The sequence below is a fragment of the Pseudoalteromonas rhizosphaerae genome (assembly GCF_028885455.1).
GTDB lineage: Bacteria > Pseudomonadota > Gammaproteobacteria > Enterobacterales > Alteromonadaceae > Pseudoalteromonas > Pseudoalteromonas rhizosphaerae.
In genome coordinates this window covers 5,164,913-5,182,999 of record NZ_CP118496.1, presented here as the reverse complement: position 1 = coordinate 5,182,999, position 18,087 = coordinate 5,164,913, and the positions used below count along the sequence as shown (strand labels likewise).

Genomic DNA, 18,087 nt, shown 5'->3' with positions numbered 1-18,087 from the left:
GTGGCTGTTTTGTTTTAAATATTGATCATCCACGCACACTACTTTAGACTTCTATCCATCTATTTCGTGTTTTGTTTTTAACGCGTTTAAATAAGGCCCCATAATGTTTGAATTACCACAACTTGATTTAAAAAATAAAGTCTCTGCACAAGAATGGCAGTTACGAGTTGATCTTGCCGCCTGTTATCGGTTGGTTGAGCATTTTCGTTGGGGTGATTTGATTTACACACATTTATCGGCGCGTTTGCCGGGGACTGACCATTATTTAGTGAATGCGTTTGGCCTCACATTTGATGAAGTAACAGCTTCTAACCTAGTCAAAGTGGACTTGGCCGGAAATATTTTAGATGACACGCCATTTGCAATCAACCCTGCTGGTTTTACGATTCACAGCGCGATTCACGAAGTGCGTGATGACGCTCATTGTGTTATTCACTTACATACTAAAGAAACGATTGCCGTTGCCACGCAGCAAAATGGTCTGCTGCCACTTAGTCAATATTCAATGTTTTCACTGCCGTCATTGTCTTATCACGGCTATGAAGGCTTAGCAGTTAATAGCGATGAGAAAAAACGTTTACAAGATGATCTCGCTAATACTAATCATATGTTGTTAGTAAACCATGGTGGTTTAACTGTGGGGCCAACGGTGGGTGATGCATTTATGCGTTTTTATGACTTACAGCGTGCTTGTGAAATACAGCTGGCTTTACAAGCCAGTGGCCAAGCTGTTACACCAGTACCTCAAGCCATAATCGATAATATTTATAATCAAGCGAATGTAGTGCACAGCGGTAGTACCGGTGGGCAATTAGCTTGGCCTGCGATGTTACGTAAGGCCCATCGTCTTGATCCTAGTTTTGCAAAATAACCTAAGCCTTGGTTAATAAGGAATTGTCATGAAAGTTAATCGCGTTGAAGTTTTTGATATCCACTGTCCAGACAGACCTGCTTGGACTCCTGTATTTGTCCGTATTCATACTGACGAAGGTATTAGCGGGGTTGGCGAAGCTGGCCTTGCTTATGATTTAGGACACAGTGCTGCCGCTGCTATGATCAAAGAAATGGCTGATGCTTTCTTAATTGGTCATGATCCATTTCAAACCGAAAAGTTATGGTCGCGTATGCTGCGTGAAAGCTTTTGGGGTTTAGGTGGGGGCCCAGTAGTCTATGCCGCAATGAGCGCGATAGACACTGCTTTATGGGACATTAAGGGTAAAGCACTAGGTTTGCCTGTGTATCAGTTGCTAGGCGGTAAAGTTAACGACAAGCTGCGTACTTATGCTTCGCAATTACAGTTTGATTGGGATACTGAGTTTAAAGCTCTGGTACATCCACAAGAATACGCAGAAGCGGCGTTAAAAGCAGTGGCTGAAGGCTACGATGCCGTTAAAGTTGATCCGATCCAATATGATAAAGACGGCAATACCTATTACGACCGCACTAACATTATTTCACGTGCTGAAATGAAGCTATATCGCGCCCGTATGCAGGCAATTCGTGAAGCTGTTGGTGATGAAGTCGATATCATTTTTGAATGCCACAGTTTACCGGGTGTTACCTCTGCTATTCAAATCGGTGAAATCGCTAAAGAATTTGACTGTATGTTTTATGAAGAACCAGTTAACTACTTAAATCATTCGTTACATGCCAAAGTGGCAGATAAAGTATCAGTGCCAATTGCCGGTGGCGAGCGTTTATATAATCGTTGGGGTGTGCGCCCTTACTTAGAAGATCAAAGTATTAATGTATTACAGCCAGATATCGGTTTATGTGGTGGTTTTACTGAAACTAAAAAAGTGTGTGATTACGCTGATATTTTTGATGTGCGTATTCAGGCTCACGTCTGTGGCGGCCCCGTTGCAACCGCAGCATCATTACATTTAGAAACGGCTATTCCAAATTTCTTAATTCATGAGCATCACACTTATGCAATTAAAAAGTGGAACCGTGAGTTATGCTTGCAAGATCCACAGCCTAAAAATGGTTTCTTTGAAGTGTCTGAAGAGCCGGGTATTGGTATTGAACTTAACGACGAAATAGTGATGCGCTCTCAGCGTGTTGAGATCAAATAAAATCATAGGCTACGAGCTATGAATAGCGAGCTAATTCCTGCTCGCTATTCATTAAGTTTATCTACTTTGACCTTTGCAAATTTAAAACTATTTCTTACTAATTCAAAGCGTTAAAATTTTCCTAGCACCTAGCACCTAGCACCTAGCACCTAGCACCTAGCACCTAGCACCTAGCACCTAGATATCATTCACCTTACATTGTACATCCGGTAGCGGCTCGGTGGCTTTGCTATCGAGATGACGTACAAAGCATAGGTTGTTTTTTATCAGTAATTCAAAACGGTCTGGCATGTTTAGCTGTTTACCCATAATAGGGTTGCCAAGTTCGTCGGTTTTAGTGACGTTATCAACGACCATCAAGCTGCGCTTCATAAACACATCATTAGCTACTGCAATCTTCTCTGAGCGCATTAGGCGAGCAATTCCTTGAGCAATCAGTTCACCTTGTGGCTCTATTAGTAATGCATGCTGTAATTTTGGTGTTGGTTTTTCATTTTGTACAGAGCAGCCGCAGATCAAGAGCGCGGCTAGTATTGATGATGAACATTCTTTTAGCATAACAATTCTGCCTTGAGTTTAATGCTAACGCTTAATGCGAAGGCAGTATTTTATTTTGCTCAGCAAGTGATCCAGCCCGTGTATCTAATACTGCTGGGGTGTCATCAAAGCGTGCAGGTGCAAAACCTTGCTTACTGGCTATTGAACTGGCTGCTGGACAACTACCATTATCACGATAACCCAGCGCTGCTTTAAGTATAGCTTCTTCAGGGTCGCCTAGCTGATGGCTAAAGTCATCAGCAACGGCGCAACCGGCTATGCGTACTGGTAGGCGGGCATTATCAGTGGTATTTTGCGGCGCAAAACCATCTGAATATTCACCAAAACCTTTATTGTTCTCGCCAGTAAATTGAATGCTAAAGTAAGTCGTATCGCAGTTATCGATGGGATAAAAACCGTATGGTTTACCGCAGGTACCAGAGCCAATTTGAATTACCTCAATATCTGCACCGCGTAAGCCATTTATTATCGCTTCGCTGGCAGAGCAAGTGCTGGCGGTAGTTAACAAGTACACGCGTTCTAAATTTAAGGTTGGTAATGGCGTGCCAACAACTAGAGCAGGATTATCAGCAAAACCAACAAACTCATTGGTAAACATGACGGGTTTTAAGCGTTGTCCTGTTACTGGATTAAATGTTGGGTGTTGATCGTTAAAAATGGTTTTTTCGAAAATTTTACCGTTGGTGTTCGCGGGGCCTGCGATCATATAAGCAACTTGACTAGCCATTTGTAAAAAACCACCGCCATTGTAACGAATATCAATAATTAGGTCAGTGACATTACTTGCTTTGAGGTTATTAAAGGCATCATAAAGCGGTTTTTCAGCAATTGCATTGTGGCTATTAAATTGAAAGTAACCAACAGTGCCATCAGCTAAGGTCTTCACGTTTGTGACTGGCCTAGAAGTAATCGTTTGCGAGTTTAAAATAACTTCGCGGGTTTCATCGGTATTTATATCTTTGAATACAAAGCTGGTGCTTTTACCAACTTTAGTTGGATATAAACCTGCGTTGAGGGTATCTACTTCAGCTTGCGTATTGGCATTGATAAAATCAACACCATCGATTTCTAAAATTTCAAAGCCGCGGGCAAGATTTTGCGCACTTGCAGGTGAGTTGGGCTCTGTATAGCTGATCACACCTTGACGTGGTGCTGTAGGGCTTATTAATTTAACCTTAAAACCGTAACCAAAAGTCACTCCTGATTGGCTTTGGGCTTCCCATTGTGCGGTTGGTAGGCTAGAGTGAAAGTTATCTTTGTTTGCGCCTGACTCGGTAATTTTCTCGGTTTTTAGCAATTTAAAATATTCACTTACAGCAGGGGTCAGCGCTGGATCACGATCGATAATTTCGTCATACCAAAGGTAGGTTTCATTGCTCCATGAGCGCAGCCAGTGCTTTTCGTTTAATGCTTGGCATTGTTGATAAAAATTACTTGAGGGTTGAAATACACCTTGTGTCCAATTGATTCTGTTACCAGTGTCGCCATCACCATTGCTGTTATTGTTGTTGTCGGTCATTGTACTACCGCCACCACAGCCAGAAAGAAGCGCTAGAAAAGAAACATTGAAAAGCCCAATAGTGAGCTTTTGAATAGAGGAAACAGCCATAGTGATGATCTATTTTTTATACAATATAAACTCAATATAGCGGTTTTTAATTAAACTTGGTAGCAGTGCTGCGCATTTTTGTAGCTAAGTTGTTGCCATACACTATGAGTATTACACAGCTCAAAATGGTTTGACCAACGCTGTTGATAACTCGCGTTGATTTGACACACAGGGAAATTACTAGCAAACATAACGCGGTGCTGACCAAAGTGTTGCAGGATAAAGTTAAAACACTGCTGTTGCTGAGTTTGCAGCTGCGCGGTGAGTAGCTCAAAGCCTGAAAATTTAATCCAGCAGTTAGGTAGTTGCGCTAATTGGCTGATCCCCTGCTGCCAAATTGACAGATTATTGGGTAAACCCGCATGGTTTATTATTAATTGTAAATGCGGAAGTTGTTGGCAGTAGTTGATTAGCTGCTGGGTAATCGTAAGCTTTTCAACTTCAAATTGAGCTTCAAATATCAGCTGCTTACTGGCTAATAGCGCTAAGTTATCATGGCATGTAGCATGGCTTAAGCGCATGGCATCAGCGCCTTCGGTGATATCTCTAATGCCCACTAAGCTTGGGTGTGATAAAGCGGTAATTGCATTATTAAAATCGTCGGGATGACTATTAATATTGGCAAAGCTGATAGCTTTATAATTGTGGCCACTTAAGTGCTCAGCTAGCCAGTGCAGTTCATTGATGGGGTGCTGGTTATCAAAGCCTGCTTCAATGTGTACTAGGCCAGCAATTTCAAACTGACTTATATGCTGTAATTGATTAACACTTATGGGCGCTTTAATCGTATCTAAATTTGGCCAAGGCACAGGATTGTTACCTTGTAGCCAATCATATTGCCCTTGGACTAAATTAAAAAAGTGTACGTGAGGGTCAATAATGCGTTCACTCATTGCGCGGTGTAACCACCATCAATGGTTTGCAAGCTGCCGGTAATAAAGCTGGCATCATCACTGGCTAAAAACGTAACTAATGCTGCGACTTCATCAGCTTGGCCTAATCGTCCGAGTGGCTGTAATGCGCCTTCTTCGGCAACTATAGTGGCTTTATCGGCGCCACTACGAGCACAATATGCGTCGATAGCATTATGAAAAAGCGGTGTTTCTATGGTGCCTGGGCACACTGCATTGGTGCGAATATTAAACTTGGCATAATCCAATGCGGTGGTTTTTGCCATTGAGGCTAACGCATGTTTGGTCAGGTTATACGCAAACGAGTTGTTTTTAGCTATGATGGCTTGATCTGAGGCAATTAAAATAATCACCCCATTTTGTTGCGCTTTCATGCTTGGTAACACGCTTTGAATTGCCGCGTAGGCACCTTTTACATTAAGTGCAAACAAGCTATCGAAGGTTGCTTCGTCAGTGTCTTCAATTGTCGCGCTTAGATGACGGCCGGCATTCGATACCAACACATCTATACATTTGCCATTACTGGCAATCTTTGCAATAACCGTTTTTACTGCGCTAACATCACTCACATCGCAGTGGTGCCAAGTGCCTAAATCTGCAGGTTCTAGATCAAGGTTATGTACTTGGTAACCATTATTTAGAAAACGCTTAACAACAGCAAGACCTATACCTTTACTGCCGCCTGTAACGATAGCAACCTTTGACATGGAATTTCCTTAGTGGTTGTGACCACAACCGCCTTCGCTATGGACATGGCCGTGTGATACTTCTTCGCTGGTTGCTTCACGTACGCTAAGTACTTGTACATCAAACGTTAGAGTTTTGCCTGCAAATGGGTGGTTTAAATCACAATCAGCATTGAAACGACCTACTTTCACGATCGTTACTTGATGACGGCCTTGATTAGAGCTAACCATTGCTGTCATACCTGGCTTCCATACTTTAGTGTCACCTTGAAGGTGTTTAAGAGGAATGCGTTGAATAAGATCATCAACACGTTCACCGTAAGATTCACTCGGTGTAAGTGTCACGCTGAAGCTATCGCCAGCAGCCTTGCCTTCAAGAGCTGTTTCAAGACCCGGAAGCATACCTTCCAAACCATGAATATAGGTTAGCGGCTCACTGCCAGTACTTGTTTCTAGTTGCTCGCCCGCTTCACTTAATGTGTAGTGAAATTCAACTGCCGAGTTTTTGCTAATTTGCATGCCGATCTCTTTAATTTAACTGTAATGAAAAGCTAATTTTACGCTAAATAAGCTGGATTATAAACTACTGGTTCGGTTAGTGTGGTTGCTTTAAGGTTCTTGCAAGCTCTGAAAGTAAACCTTCGTCATGCAATTGTGACACGGCCTTTGTTGCTTGCGGCAAATGTAGCACCAGCTGCGTGCCAGGCGTTAAAATACTCGAGGCACTAAGTTTATTCCACCGGGCTAAATCACTATGCGGCACATCATAAAGTTGGCTGATTCCCCAGATAGTATCACCAGGCTTTACCTGGTATTGGATTGCGATAGTGGGGATCGCTATTTCAGTTTGTTCAAGGTAAGGACTGATTTTATAATTGATAGTTAACGAGTCTGGCATGGTGCGAGGTTGGCCAACCATCAGTGCTTCACCAATACCAATTAAATTAGAGGTTTTGTTATTCATCGCTTTTAGTTTGTTAACTGATAATCCAAAACGACGAGCAATCGAGTACAAAGTATCATTTTTTTTCACTGTATATTCGCCAGTGAAATTATTTTTAAAGAACTGGCTGCTTAATAAGCTTTGCTGTTGCAGTGGTAGCAATAAAGTATGAGGACCATTAGGTGAGCTTTGGTTTTTTAAATAGCCAGGGTTGAGTTTGTGTAGTTGGCTGCGACCAATACCAGATAAATTGGCAATCACCGAAAAATCAAATTGCTGACCAACGTTAAGCTCAGTTGTAAGGGCTTTGTTGGCAAGTTTAGGGCGGTATAATCCGCGCTGAGGGTTTTGTATTAAGTAGCTTAATGCCATTAGCTTTGGCACGTATTCAGAGGTTTCTTTGGGTAATTTCAACGACCAGTAATCAGTGCTTTTGCCGCGCTTTTTATTTTCTGCGATGGCGCGCTTTACACGTCCTTCGCCACTATTATAAGCCGCTAATGCATGTAGCCAGTCGCCATCAAAGCGCTTATGTAAATACTCTAAATAGGCCAAAGCGGCATCTGTTGAAGCGAGAACATCTTTGCGGCCGTCATACCATTGATCTGATTTTATACCGAAGTGATGAGCCGTCGCACCGACTAATTGCCATACCCCAACTGCTTGTTCTGATGAGCTAATAGTCGGGCGGAAGTCACTTTCTACAAAAGGCAATAAAGCTAATTCCATGGGTAACTTACGTTGCTCTATTTTACTAACAATATGATAAAGATAAGGCGCAGCCCGGGCACTGACAATCTGTAAGTATTTTGGTTGCTTGGTATACCAGATAATCCGTTTATTTAGTGCTTTGTTTAGGTAAATTTGAATGGTTAAGTTGTCGGCTATATGTCGCCATAAATCTTTATTGCGAGTGTGCGCTTGAGGTGATGTAGCGGCTTGTTGCGCTGGAGCTGTTAATGTTATTTTTTGTTTTTTATGCTTGGTATCTGTGGGCTGTGCTGAGCTATTTGATGACGGTTTAACGTGATTAAAAATAACCGGAGCTTGCACAGTATCACTTGGCGCTGAATGTGGCTCAGTTGTTTGGCAACCGGATAGTAAAATTAAAGTCACAAACAGGGCTAAGAGGTAACTGCGCATAAACATCACTAAATTAATATCCTTTTAAAAGTCTAGCACATCCACGTGCGAGCGCTATTTTGACTGTTTAACTCGTTTAAGTCCAGCCTCTAGAAACAACGGGTAAGCTTTTCGTGCTATCTCATCAACTTGGTAGTCTTTCGCAAACTGCTGATTAAAGCTTTGCTGTAATTGCACTAAATCTTGCTCTGGATAGTTTGTTACATGCTGTTGTATCGCGTGCAAAAAGTTTAATGGTTGCTGTAAATCGTCTCGTTTTAGTACGCTTCCGTGGCCAGGAAGGATTATCTTGATGCGCTGATCTGAGTGAAGTTGCGTGAGTATTTGCAACCAGTTATTAAAATTACCATGGCCGGGATAAGGTAGCCAATCAACCACATCAGCACCGACTAAAATGCGATGATTTTCGGCGCTGAGAGTTAAATCACCATTAGTATGGGCTTGGTGTGCGTTAATCGTGACTGGGTAGTTGCCAAGTTCAATGGTTAAGCTATCAACAACGTAAGTTTGTGGTGGTTGTAGCTGATATTGGCGCCATCGTAATAATCGCTGCTTAGCTAAGTTGAGTTTGTTTTGCCAGTGCTGTTGTTGCGCTTCGGGCTGCTGGGCTAAACGCTGTAAACTCAATTCGATACTTTTTTCATAACTATCAAGTTTATTAGTATAAGTTTGTTGGAGTTGACTAAATTCAGTAGCAAGCTGTTGATGGACAATTAATTGAGCATCGGGGAAATGATGCTGCAAAATAGCCATGCCCAGTAAATGGTCGTCGTGGAAGTGACTAGCAACTAAGTAACACAAAGGGGTTTTTAAGGTGCTTTTTAGTTGCTTAACGGTTGCTTCAACAGCGGCAAAGTCGCCACTGGCATCAAACATTAGCGCGCATTTATCACCTTCAATGAGTACTTGGTTTGAGTCATAAAAGCGTAGGGCTCGTTGCTGCTCTAAAAATTGTACGTTAGGGGAGATTGTTTGCCACTGTGTTGCTGCAACAGCAGAGCGGGGTGCAACAAGACTAAAGCTTAGCAATAAAAGTGCAGTTAACTGAGTGGGGATATAAAAAGGGTGAGTCATAACCGTATTGCCAAAATAGAGAAAATAAAATAGGCAAGTTAGCTGATTTTGTTTTTAATTGATACTGGAATCCACGAGATAATAAAAAAAGCGCGAGTGCGCTTTTTTTATTCGGCTGACGATTGCCCTAAGTAAGCACTGAGCTTATCGATGAGTTGATCCTGCTGCTGTTGGGTAACGCTTTGCTGTGTTTTTGCTTCGAGTAACTCATGGCTAATATTCAAGGCTGCCATTAATAAGGCTTTTTGATCATTGCGCACTGTTGAGCGCTGCTTCATTTGATCAACCAAATCATTTAAGTATTTGGCTGATGCAATGAGTGCATCCTCTTGCCCAGCTGGGCAAGCAAATTGCTGCTCTTTACCAAGCAACTCAACTGTGACTCGCTGGTTTTGCAGCTCAGACATTAGTTAGCCTGTTGGGCGCTTTGTAGCTTCTCAAGTAAACCCGTTAAAGTTGTGCTGGTGTCTTTTTGTTTTTCTTCACTTTCAAGTACTTCAAGTTGAAGAATTTCATTTTCATCGATTAGCTTACTATTTTTATCTTTAAGCTCGCTAACCTGAGTTTGTAGCTGTGAATTTTGGCTAATTAATTGGTCGATCAATTGTTCTAGTTGAGAAAGGGTATCGTTATTCATAAAGGCGCTCATAAAACTGTGATTATTGTCATGCAAATGTAAAGCAAAGTTGCTTTATATGCCAGCATTTACGTGTGTTTTGGCTGATTTTTATTTAATGTTAATAAGCTGTTCAGGCTAGCGACTAATTTGTTCATAAGTGGTTCACTTAATGGCCAGCAATTTATGACCCTTGGCGTTTTATGTTGTAGAATATAACTAACTTCAATGAGTTTATTTAAGCGAAATTATATTATGCTCAGTTACAGACACTCATTTCATGCTGGAAACCCAGCCGATGTCGTTAAACATTTGGTATTAGCTCAGGTATTAAGTTACCAGACGCTCAAAGATAAGCCATTGGACTATATCGATACTCACTCAGGAGCTGGCTTTTTTGAATTAGCCAGTGCTGATGCACAAAAAACGCAAGAATACCTAAATGGCATTGCTAAGCTTTATCAACATCGCAGTGAGCATCAGGAACTAAATGATTATATTGATTTAATTAAATCATTTAATGACACAGAACAATTAGCTTTTTATCCGGGCTCGCCGAAAATTGCTGAGCATTTCTTGCGTCGCCAAGACAAAGGTTGGTTTTTTGAGCTACATCCGCGAGATTTGGCATTACTACAAGAAAACATGAGCGGTAAGCGCTCAATTCGTGTCCGCGGCGAGGATGGCTTTACGGGTCTAGTGGGGTTATTACCCCCCGCTTCGCGCAGAGCATGTGTACTCATTGATCCACCTTATGAAATTAAAGACGATTACGACACTGTGGTAAAAACATTAACGAAGGCTTATCAACGCTTTGCTACTGGCACTTACATGATTTGGTATCCGGTGGTCGACAGAGAAAGAATTGAGCGTATGGAAGAGGGATTGATTGCTTCAGGTATGCGTAATATTCAGTTATTTGAATTAGCGACTGAAGCTGATACCGACGTGCATGGCATGACTGCATCGGGGATGATAGTGATTAATCCACCGTGGAAGTTAAAACAAACTATGGATAAGGTATTACCTGAACTAGTTAACTTATTAAGCGATTCATCAGGCTTTTATCGCAGCGAGCAATTAGTTGCCGAATAAACATTGAAACGCCCAGTTCACTGGGCGTTTAATTACAGAGAGTGATTAGAGTTAATTAAAATACACGGCTTTAAAGGTTGCCAGTACTTTACCTTGCTTATCTTTTAAGGTGAGTGATTCACCATTAATATTCCACGTCGCAGTATTTTCTAGTACGCCAGACATTGCAGTTTCTTGTTCCATACCTTGAAAGCACATTTTTCTAGTACTAGCTTGCGGGCTGAATGTCAGTGCTTGTTGATCTACTTGATAACTACCAGCAAAATTATTGCAGCCTAAAAAGCCATGGCTTTTGTTATCTTTACTAAATTGAATAAAGGGTTCTTTTGTTTCAACAGTGACTTGCACGCCATTTATAGTAACAGCTTTAAAATACGTATTTACTAAATCGACATTAGGCTTTTGCGGCGCAACTTTAGACACGACTACTTCATAAGGTGCTTGTTGTGATTGCTCAAATGGATTGTTATGTGTAGTACTAACGTATAATAACTGATCTTGATTAGTGATACGTGCAATTACGCTATAGCGATGACGTTGATCCATTTTGCTCGCGTCGTAGCTAAGCTCTAACGTATAAGGTGGTGCGCCATTGATATCAATAGTTTGTTGACTAATTATTTCTGCTTCAGTATCCATCTTTGACACATCAGCTAAAGTCACTGTGAGTTGTGATCCAGGACCTAACATGCTGCGATCAAGGTAGCTAACTTGAGTTGTTAAAGTGGCCATGGCTGCATCTTCAGTGGTTTGTTTAGTTTGTGGATCAGGTAGGCTCTTGCACCCGTTAAGTACCATTGCACTGCTGGCCAATAAACTAATGCTGGCAATCGATTTTAAAACTGAATAAGGTTTGTTCGATAGCATGGTTTATTCCTTGAAATAAATGAATCGGTTGATTTTTAATCTATGGGTAGTTTACAGCGCGATTACTTAATCATAGCTTAATTATATTTAGGAACAAAAAAAGGCGCATAAATGCACCTTTTTGTAGGCAGAGAGATATTTACTTCTTCACAAACTTGGTCAAAATAACAATGCGCTGACCGTCAACACGTCCTTCAATATGTTCAGGGTTGCTGGTTAAGCCGATATTACGCACAGCAGTACCACGTTTAGCCGTTAAGCTACTGCCCTTAACATCTAAATCTTTAATAAGAGTGACTGTATCGCCGGCTTGCAGTACCACGCCGTTGCTATCAACATGTTTAATATCATCATTTTCAGCAAGTACTTTTTTAGCCCATGCTAACGTATCTTCTTCAAGATAGATCATGTCTAGTGCATCTTGTGCCCAGCCATTATCAGCAGCTAAACGGGTTAGCATACGGTACGCCACCACTTGTACCGCAGGTGTTTGGCTCCACATGCTATCGTTTAAACAATGCCAATGAGTAGGGGTAATATCAGTGGTGCCTTCAACTTGGTCTTTACACGTCTGGCAGGTATAAATACATTTATCTGAATGAGCTTCAGTGACAGGTGGCACTTCGTATACAGAAAGGTTTTCAGTTGCAGTACATAACTCACATTGGTTATTACTGCGTTCAACTAAGGCTTGTTCAATGCTCATATCAAGGCTCTTTTGGGGGTTAACAGAAAAGTAAGCCCTTATTATACTCAATCATCAGTCAAATTAGAACTTATCCATTATTTTAGTGTGGGTATAGTGAAAACTTTGACTTTACAGATGGTTTGCAGACATTCAATAAAAGGAGCATTATTACTTACAAGTTTAGGCAAGGCGCAAAAACCTTACTATACTGAGTACATAAAATAACAACAATTTAGCTGGCAAGAGTCACTATAGTTATTAGCAGGAAATAATATGCTTAATACGCAGATAACCGCCGAGGTGCCAAAACTTGTTACACAATACATTGCCAGGCAGCCTATTTTTGATGCTGAAACAGGCATTTATGCATACGAATTACTGTATCGAGATTCGATAAATAACGCATTCCCTATTGGCACAACAGATGGTCAGGCTACTGGGCGGCTGTTTTTTAACGCTTTAATGCTTATTGGTATAAATAAACTTACTGCGAACCAACGCGCTTTTATAAACCTATCTTCAGATGCCCTGTTAGATGATTTCCCTAAATTATTGCAACCAGATAGCGCAGTAATAGAAATCGTTGAACGAGCCGACAACATTGATAAAGTGACCAGTCGAGTTACGGCTCTAAAAAAAGATGGCTATACTTTTGCTCTCGATGATTATGATGGAGATGAAAAATGGGAGCCATTATTACATTTAGTTGATTATATAAAGCTTGAAGTTGAAGAGCCCATCATTAAAACCAATATGCTGTTAAAAAAGCTTAAACGCCGTTTTCCTGATGTAAAAATCATAGTTGAACGAATTGAAACGCACGAACAATTTATGTTGCTAAAAAGTGCCGGCTGCGATTACTTTCAAGGCTTCTTTTTCGCGCGTCCAGAAATGCTCAGCTACCATAATGTTGAGCCATCTAAATTTGCTGTTTTTGATTTGCTGCGCTGTACGTCGCGCCCAGATCTCGATTTTGATGAAGTCCACCAGCGGGTAGCTAAAGACGTCGGTTTAACTGCTCGTATTCTTAAATTAGTGAATGCACGCTCTGGTAACCAAAATTTAGTGATCACCTCTATTTCACAAGCGGTTATTTATTTAGGTGAAGATGCAATTCGTCAATTTGTAAGAGTGTTGGCCCTTAGTGAACTAGGGGTTGATAAACCTAGTGAACTAACTAAGTTGGGGTTAACTCGTGCGCATTTCATGCAGTTAATGCTAGAGCCTGGCGGTAAGGAAATGTCTCAGCGTGGTTACTTAGTTGGCTTGATGTCAGTGCTCGATGCTATTTTAAATATGGAACTGGATGTTATCGCAAAAGAGTTTTGTTTAGGCGATGATTTATCGAGTGCACTGCTTAACTTTAACGGTATGTTAGGTGCTACTTTGCAGTTAGCTCGCGCGGTAGAGGAAGATAATTGGCCATTAGCAGTTAAATTGTTAGAAACCATTCGGCCAGCTTCTCCCATCGATGTCATTTATAATGCCATGCTCGTAGCACGGCAATACGGCGATGAGGTTTTAGCCTCAATTATTGAAGATACTTAATACCTTGAGTATGATGCGCCATTATCAATATACTTTAAAAGACGACTATGCGTTTATTACTGCCGATCACGACTATTTTAATTGCTCTGGCGTTGTTATTACCTGGCGTTACTCAGCCTGTGCTAACCCTTGAGGGGAAAATTGATAAATCAAAGCTCGCCAAAACAGGCATTGCTATGATTGCTGATGAAGGTGACCGTCATACCCGCAATATGTTAATGATGGCGTCGAGCATGTTGGGCCTTGATAAACTCGAAGGTGAAATTAGTGCTTATAAAAAAACACGGAGCATTTGGGGCACGGTTAACGAACTTGCAAATAATAAAAATTACCTAGTCGCAGCATTGGTAGCATTGTTTTCAATTGTGGTGCCAGCTTTAAAACTGTTGATGCAATTAGTTTATTGTTTAATACCGATGAACAAATTAAAGCATATACTCGGTCAAGTTATACAAGGCTTGAGTAAATGGAGCATGGTAGATGTTTTTGTCATTGCTTTGATTGTGGCTTACCTTGCTGGTAACGCCGATGGCCAGATGGGGGAATTGATCAACATGCATGCCGAATTTGGTACAGGTTTTTGGTACTTTACCGGTTATTGCTTATTTGCCATCGCCGCCAGCAGCTTAATTAAAGTTACGCCAAAAAATAGTTAAACGTTTGTGTTAACTAAATAGTTATCATAAACTTCGCTAGAACCTAGAACCTAGAACCTAGAACCTAGAACCTAGAACCTAATTTATAAAAGGCACTTTTTTGCAACGCATTTATATTAGTTTATTCACAGTCGTTTTATTGCTCACTTTAGTGGGTCAAGCGGTTGCGTCTGTAACTATGAGTTGTGATATGCCACACATGAGTCAACCGCAAGCAACTATGGCTGATAGTAGTGATATGCATCACGACATGTCTGCGGGTATGATGAACATGGATTGTTGTGACGATGACGCAACCGCTAATCAAGAGTGTGGTTGTCCAATGAGCGCCTGCAGTACTCACTCAATGTTAAACATGAGTGTGTTAGTTACCGTTATACTGACGACGTCTGAAAAAGTACAACTTTATATCCCGCAAAATCAACATCGTATAGCCAGTTCACTGTATCGCCCTCCTATGCCTGCTTAATTGCAGGATAGGTGCGTCTAAAATTTACCTAAATCACCTTTTCTGCCCCTAAATTTAGTTGTCTTTTAATTTTAGTGGAGTAAGTGATGAATCACTTCGCAGTATTTAAAGTCAGTTTTTTAGCGCTTATGCTAACAACTGCAATTCCAGCACACAGTAATGAATTAAGCCTTGATGAAGCGCTCAGCTATGCACTTGATAATGAGCCATGGCTAACCGCCAGCAAATATCAACAAGCTGCTATACAAGCACAAAGTTTAGCGGCAGGCACACTGCCGGATCCAGTATTAACGGTGGGCTTAATGAATTTACCCACCGACGGTTTTGCTTTTGACCAAGAAGGCATGACCCAATTAAAAGTTGGCGTGAGCCAAATGTTTAGCCGTGGCGATAGCTTAGCGCTTAAGCAGCATGCGTTAGCGCAGTCAGCGCAGCAATATCCTTGGCTACGAGCCGACAGACTCGCTCAAGTAAAAACCATTGTTATTGAATCTTGGCTCAATGCGTATCGTGCCCAGCAAAGTATTGCGTTAATTGAGCAAGATAAAGCATTGTTCTCGCAACTTATTGATATTACTGAATCGAGTTATGCCAGCTCAGTAGGTAACACCCGCCAACAAGATATTATTCGAGCGCAGCTAGAGTTAACCCGCCTTGAAGATAAATTAGTGATGTTAGAGCAGCAGTTCGAAAGCGCGAAAAAGCGTTTATCGCAATGGTTACCAATCAACATGTTAACTCAGCCTGTCAGCGCAAAACGTCATGATATAGCGCCTTTAGTTGATTTTGCGCAGCTTGAATTTGCACAGTTGATGCCATTATTAATGGCGCATCCAGCGATTATCGCGCTTGATAAAACAGTAGCGGCTAAACAAACAGAAGTTGAGGTGGCAAAACAAGGCTATAAACCGCAGTTTGGGGTAAATATGGGCTATGGTTATCGCGATGATACGCCAATGGGGGATTCCCGAGCGGATCTGTTTTCAGTTGGTGTGAGTGTTGATTTACCACTATTTACTGATAACCGCCAAGACCAACAAGTTAATGCGGCGATAGCTATGGCTGAGGCGGTGAAAACTCAAAAACTAATTGCATTACAAAAGCTACAAGGGATGTATTTTAAAGAGTTTAGTCAGTTGCCCCAATTAGCAAAGCGTGATGCACTTTATCAAACTAAATTATTGCCACAAATGGCAGAGCAAGCACAAGCTACATTAAATGCTTATACCCGTGATGATGGTGACTTTTCAGAAGTAATGCGCGCCCGTATCAGCGAACTGAATGCCAAAATTGATGCGTTAAACATAGAGATTGATCAACAAATTATTATTGCTCGCCTGAATTATTACGCTAGTAGCAAAGATGCTGCTGTGATGGTTGAGCAATTAGCAGGAGAGCACCGTGAACACTAATTTAAAATTGCTTATCGCAGTACTTATAGGTGCAGGAATATCTGCTAGTGGCTTGTATTTTTTCGGTAGTAGTACAGAGCCTGAGGTGATCAGCGCACAGAAAAAACCATTATATTGGGTTGCGCCTATGGATAGTAATTATCGCCGTGATGCACCAGGGCTTTCACCAATGGGGATGGACTTAGTACCTGTGTATAGTGAAGGAGCTGACAACAATCAAGATGGTCCCGGTGCAGTGACAATTTCCCCTGCTGTTGTTAATAATTTAGGGGTTAGAACGGCTAAAGTACAGCTCAAGGCACTGCAAAGTGAAGTAAAAACGGTGGGCTACGTACAATACAATCAAGATCAGTTAGTGCATATTCACCCGCGTGTAGAAGGCTGGATAGAAACGCTGTACGTTAAAGCCGCTGGCGATCAGGTAAAACAAGGGGAACCGCTGTATACCTTATACTCTCCGCAACTGGTAAATGCTCAAGAAGAATTTGTACTGGCTGTTGATCGTAATAACACCGTGCTTATTCGTGCAGCCAAAGCGCGCTTAAAAGCATTGAATGTGTCGGATGGTTTTGTCGAGCGCCTACAAGTTAATAAAAAGGTGATGCAAAATATTACCTTCTATGCTCGCCAAAGTGGTGTGGTTGATGAGCTTAATGTGCGCGAAGGTTTTTATGTCAAGCCTGGCACCTCAATGATGAGTATTGCTCAACTTGATGAAGTTTGGGTCGAAGCCGAAGTATTCGAGCGGCAAGCGCAGCTTATTGAAGTCGGTTTACCAGTTACCATGACTCTAGATTATATTGCCGGACAAAGCTGGCGCGGTAAGGTCGATTATATTTACCCAACATTGGATGCCAAAAACCGTACTTTGCGGGTGCGTTTACGCTTTAATAATCAAGATCACCAACTAAAACCGAATATGTTTGCGCAAGTAAGCATCCATGCTAAAGCTGCTGAGCAACAACTTATAGTACCTAAAGAAGCGGTGATCCGCACCGGTTCCCAAGACCGTGTTGTTATCGCTTTAGGCGAAGGACGCTTTAAATCGGTGGCAGTCGAACTGGGCCGCAGTGATAGCCATAACGCCGTTATTTTAGCGGGCGTTAAAGCCGATGATGAAGTGGTGACGTCAGCGCAATTCTTGTTAGATTCAGAATCTAGCAAAAGCTCTGATTTTAAGCGCATGCAAACACCAGAAGCTACCACTAGCTTGTGGGGCAAAGGAGTCGTTAATAGTGTAATGGCAGGTCGCCGTATGGTGAATATCAGCCATGACCCTATTGAAGAGCTCGATTGGCCTAGTATGAAAATGGACTTTACGGTTGCCGATAGCGTTGATTTTCAAGCGCTGCAAGCTGGGCAAACACTGCATTTTGAGTTGACTAAAAAAGCCGATAGCAGTTATATGATTAGCGGCATTCATATTATGGATTCCACCCATATGATGAGCGAAGCACAAAATATGGCGACCGTAACTGGTACTATTAACAGCATTGATAAAGCCCAGCGCACTGCCAATATTAGCCGTGGTGCAATTGAGAAATGGCACCGAGATCCGGCCACTATGGACTTTATGTTTGCTGAACATATTGATTTAAGTAGCCTTGAGCCGAAGCAACAGCTGACATTTACTTTTAGTGTGCAAGATGGTGAGTTCGTGATCCAGCGTATCGATACTGAATCAAGCATGCGAACAAGTGACAATAGCGCCATGTCATCGCATGACGGACATTAGGA

The 18,087-nt window shown here is 41.7% G+C and carries 19 protein-coding genes; 8 read left to right on the top strand and 11 right to left on the bottom strand.

All coding sequences use genetic code 11. The features are described from left to right. Positions 1–103: 103 nt before the first annotated feature. Positions 104–871, top strand: a complete 768-nt coding sequence (locus tag PVK79_RS22640) for a class II aldolase/adducin family protein (RefSeq protein WP_182735552.1) — start codon at positions 104–106, stop codon at positions 869–871. Between the two features lie 28 nt (positions 872–899). Then, a complete protein-coding gene (locus PVK79_RS22635; protein WP_064668182.1) occupies positions 900–2,075 on the top strand; it encodes a mandelate racemase/muconate lactonizing enzyme family protein in 1,176 nt (391 codons plus the stop codon). Between the two features lie 177 nt (positions 2,076–2,252). Here the strand turns inward: PVK79_RS22635 and PVK79_RS22630 are convergent, their stop codons facing one another. From PVK79_RS22630 to zapB, 9 genes are all read right to left on the bottom strand, one after another. Next, the gene (locus PVK79_RS22630) at positions 2,253–2,633 is read right to left on the bottom strand and encodes a hypothetical protein (RefSeq protein ID WP_182732169.1); all 381 of its coding nucleotides are present in this window, start codon (positions 2,631–2,633) and stop codon (positions 2,253–2,255) included. 31 nt (positions 2,634–2,664) lie between these two features. Next, positions 2,665–4,242 (bottom strand): S41 family peptidase, encoded by a 1,578-nt coding sequence (locus tag PVK79_RS22625; protein ID WP_257324895.1) that lies wholly within the window; start codon positions 4,240–4,242, stop codon positions 2,665–2,667. A 50-nt stretch (positions 4,243–4,292) separates the two neighbouring features. Further along, positions 4,293–5,135, bottom strand: a complete 843-nt coding sequence (locus PVK79_RS22620; RefSeq protein ID WP_182740857.1) for an amidohydrolase family protein — start codon at positions 5,133–5,135, stop codon at positions 4,293–4,295. Beyond that, positions 5,132–5,860, bottom strand: coding sequence for an SDR family NAD(P)-dependent oxidoreductase (locus tag PVK79_RS22615; RefSeq protein ID WP_257324892.1), 729 nt, complete (start codon positions 5,858–5,860; stop codon positions 5,132–5,134). Before PVK79_RS22615 ends, PVK79_RS22620 begins: the two co-directional genes overlap by 4 nt. 9 nt (positions 5,861–5,869) lie before the next feature. After that, entirely contained in the window at positions 5,870–6,358 is a 489-nt protein-coding gene (locus PVK79_RS22610; protein WP_182732172.1) for an FKBP-type peptidyl-prolyl cis-trans isomerase, read from the bottom strand. A gap of 76 nt (positions 6,359–6,434) precedes the next feature. Further along, positions 6,435–7,925, bottom strand: a complete 1,491-nt coding sequence (locus tag PVK79_RS22605) for a LysM peptidoglycan-binding domain-containing protein (RefSeq protein WP_257324889.1) — start codon at positions 7,923–7,925, stop codon at positions 6,435–6,437. Positions 7,926–7,979: 54 nt separating this feature from the next. Beyond that, complete coding sequence (locus tag PVK79_RS22600) at positions 7,980–8,999, bottom strand: MBL fold metallo-hydrolase (protein ID WP_149980510.1); 1,020 nt, start codon at positions 8,997–8,999, stop codon at positions 7,980–7,982. A gap of 107 nt (positions 9,000–9,106) precedes the next feature. Beyond that, a complete protein-coding gene (locus PVK79_RS22595) occupies positions 9,107–9,406 on the bottom strand; it encodes a cell division protein ZapA (RefSeq protein ID WP_149980511.1) in 300 nt (99 codons plus the stop codon). Continuing rightward, entirely contained in the window at positions 9,406–9,636 is a 231-nt protein-coding gene (gene zapB / locus PVK79_RS22590; RefSeq protein ID WP_145238165.1) for a cell division protein ZapB, read from the bottom strand. The genes PVK79_RS22595 and zapB overlap by 1 nt, the downstream gene beginning before the upstream one ends. Before the next feature lie 234 nt (positions 9,637–9,870). Between zapB and PVK79_RS22585 the strand changes: the two genes are divergently transcribed. Further along, on the top strand, positions 9,871–10,710 hold the full coding sequence (locus PVK79_RS22585) for a 23S rRNA (adenine(2030)-N(6))-methyltransferase RlmJ (protein WP_145238319.1): 840 nt from the start codon (positions 9,871–9,873) through the stop codon (positions 10,708–10,710). A 51-nt stretch (positions 10,711–10,761) separates the two neighbouring features. On the opposite strand, the gene PVK79_RS22580 is transcribed toward PVK79_RS22585, so the two are convergent. Further along, a complete protein-coding gene (locus PVK79_RS22580; protein ID WP_257324887.1) occupies positions 10,762–11,577 on the bottom strand; it encodes an META domain-containing protein in 816 nt (271 codons plus the stop codon). Positions 11,578–11,716: 139 nt separating this feature from the next. Further along, the gene (locus PVK79_RS22575) at positions 11,717–12,283 is read right to left on the bottom strand and encodes a PhnA domain-containing protein (protein WP_145238171.1); all 567 of its coding nucleotides are present in this window, start codon (positions 12,281–12,283) and stop codon (positions 11,717–11,719) included. 255 nt (positions 12,284–12,538) lie between these two features. Here PVK79_RS22575 and PVK79_RS22570 point away from each other — a divergent pair, with 255 nt between their 5' ends. The 5 genes from PVK79_RS22570 (at position 12,539) to PVK79_RS22550 (ending at position 18,085) form a co-directional block, all read left to right on the top strand. After that, positions 12,539–13,813, top strand: coding sequence for an EAL and HDOD domain-containing protein (locus tag PVK79_RS22570; protein ID WP_182732177.1), 1,275 nt, complete (start codon positions 12,539–12,541; stop codon positions 13,811–13,813). Between the two features lie 47 nt (positions 13,814–13,860). After that, the gene (locus PVK79_RS22565) at positions 13,861–14,469 is read left to right on the top strand and encodes a paraquat-inducible protein A (protein ID WP_145238177.1); all 609 of its coding nucleotides are present in this window, start codon (positions 13,861–13,863) and stop codon (positions 14,467–14,469) included. Between the two features lie 100 nt (positions 14,470–14,569). Next, positions 14,570–14,938 carry a hypothetical protein gene (locus tag PVK79_RS22560; RefSeq protein WP_182719192.1) on the top strand — a complete coding sequence of 123 codons (369 nt, stop codon included), beginning with the start codon at positions 14,570–14,572 and terminating at the stop codon, positions 14,936–14,938. Positions 14,939–15,024: 86 nt separating this feature from the next. After that, a complete protein-coding gene (locus tag PVK79_RS22555) occupies positions 15,025–16,350 on the top strand; it encodes a TolC family protein (RefSeq protein WP_145238183.1) in 1,326 nt (441 codons plus the stop codon). Continuing rightward, a complete protein-coding gene (locus tag PVK79_RS22550; protein ID WP_257324883.1) occupies positions 16,340–18,085 on the top strand; it encodes an efflux RND transporter periplasmic adaptor subunit in 1,746 nt (581 codons plus the stop codon). The genes PVK79_RS22555 and PVK79_RS22550 overlap by 11 nt, the downstream gene beginning before the upstream one ends. Positions 18,086–18,087: the final 2 nt, after the last annotated feature.

Bases quoted from the DNA above. Each gene is read 5' to 3' on its own strand.
- PVK79_RS22640 (WP_182735552.1), top strand. From the start codon at position 104: ATGTTTGAATTACCACAACTTGATTTAAAAAATAAAGTCTCTGCACAA.
- PVK79_RS22635 (WP_064668182.1), top strand. From the start codon at position 900: ATGAAAGTTAATCGCGTTGAAGTTTTTGATATCCACTGTCCAGACAGA.
- PVK79_RS22630 (WP_182732169.1), bottom strand. From the start codon at position 2,633: ATGCTAAAAGAATGTTCATCATCAATACTAGCCGCGCTCTTGATCTGC.
- PVK79_RS22625 (WP_257324895.1), bottom strand. From the start codon at position 4,242: ATGGCTGTTTCCTCTATTCAAAAGCTCACTATTGGGCTTTTCAATGTT.
- PVK79_RS22620 (WP_182740857.1), bottom strand. From the start codon at position 5,135: ATGAGTGAACGCATTATTGACCCTCACGTACACTTTTTTAATTTAGTC.
- PVK79_RS22615 (WP_257324892.1), bottom strand. From the start codon at position 5,860: ATGTCAAAGGTTGCTATCGTTACAGGCGGCAGTAAAGGTATAGGTCTT.
- PVK79_RS22610 (WP_182732172.1), bottom strand. From the start codon at position 6,358: ATGCAAATTAGCAAAAACTCGGCAGTTGAATTTCACTACACATTAAGT.
- PVK79_RS22605 (WP_257324889.1), bottom strand. From the start codon at position 7,925: ATGCGCAGTTACCTCTTAGCCCTGTTTGTGACTTTAATTTTACTATCC.
- PVK79_RS22600 (WP_149980510.1), bottom strand. From the start codon at position 8,999: ATGACTCACCCTTTTTATATCCCCACTCAGTTAACTGCACTTTTATTG.
- PVK79_RS22595 (WP_149980511.1), bottom strand. From the start codon at position 9,406: ATGTCTGAGCTGCAAAACCAGCGAGTCACAGTTGAGTTGCTTGGTAAA.
- zapB (WP_145238165.1), bottom strand. From the start codon at position 9,636: ATGAATAACGATACCCTTTCTCAACTAGAACAATTGATCGACCAATTA.
- PVK79_RS22585 (WP_145238319.1), top strand. From the start codon at position 9,871: ATGCTCAGTTACAGACACTCATTTCATGCTGGAAACCCAGCCGATGTC.
- PVK79_RS22580 (WP_257324887.1), bottom strand. From the start codon at position 11,577: ATGCTATCGAACAAACCTTATTCAGTTTTAAAATCGATTGCCAGCATT.
- PVK79_RS22575 (WP_145238171.1), bottom strand. From the start codon at position 12,283: ATGAGCATTGAACAAGCCTTAGTTGAACGCAGTAATAACCAATGTGAG.
- PVK79_RS22570 (WP_182732177.1), top strand. From the start codon at position 12,539: ATGCTTAATACGCAGATAACCGCCGAGGTGCCAAAACTTGTTACACAA.
- PVK79_RS22565 (WP_145238177.1), top strand. From the start codon at position 13,861: ATGCGTTTATTACTGCCGATCACGACTATTTTAATTGCTCTGGCGTTG.
- PVK79_RS22555 (WP_145238183.1), top strand. From the start codon at position 15,025: ATGAATCACTTCGCAGTATTTAAAGTCAGTTTTTTAGCGCTTATGCTA.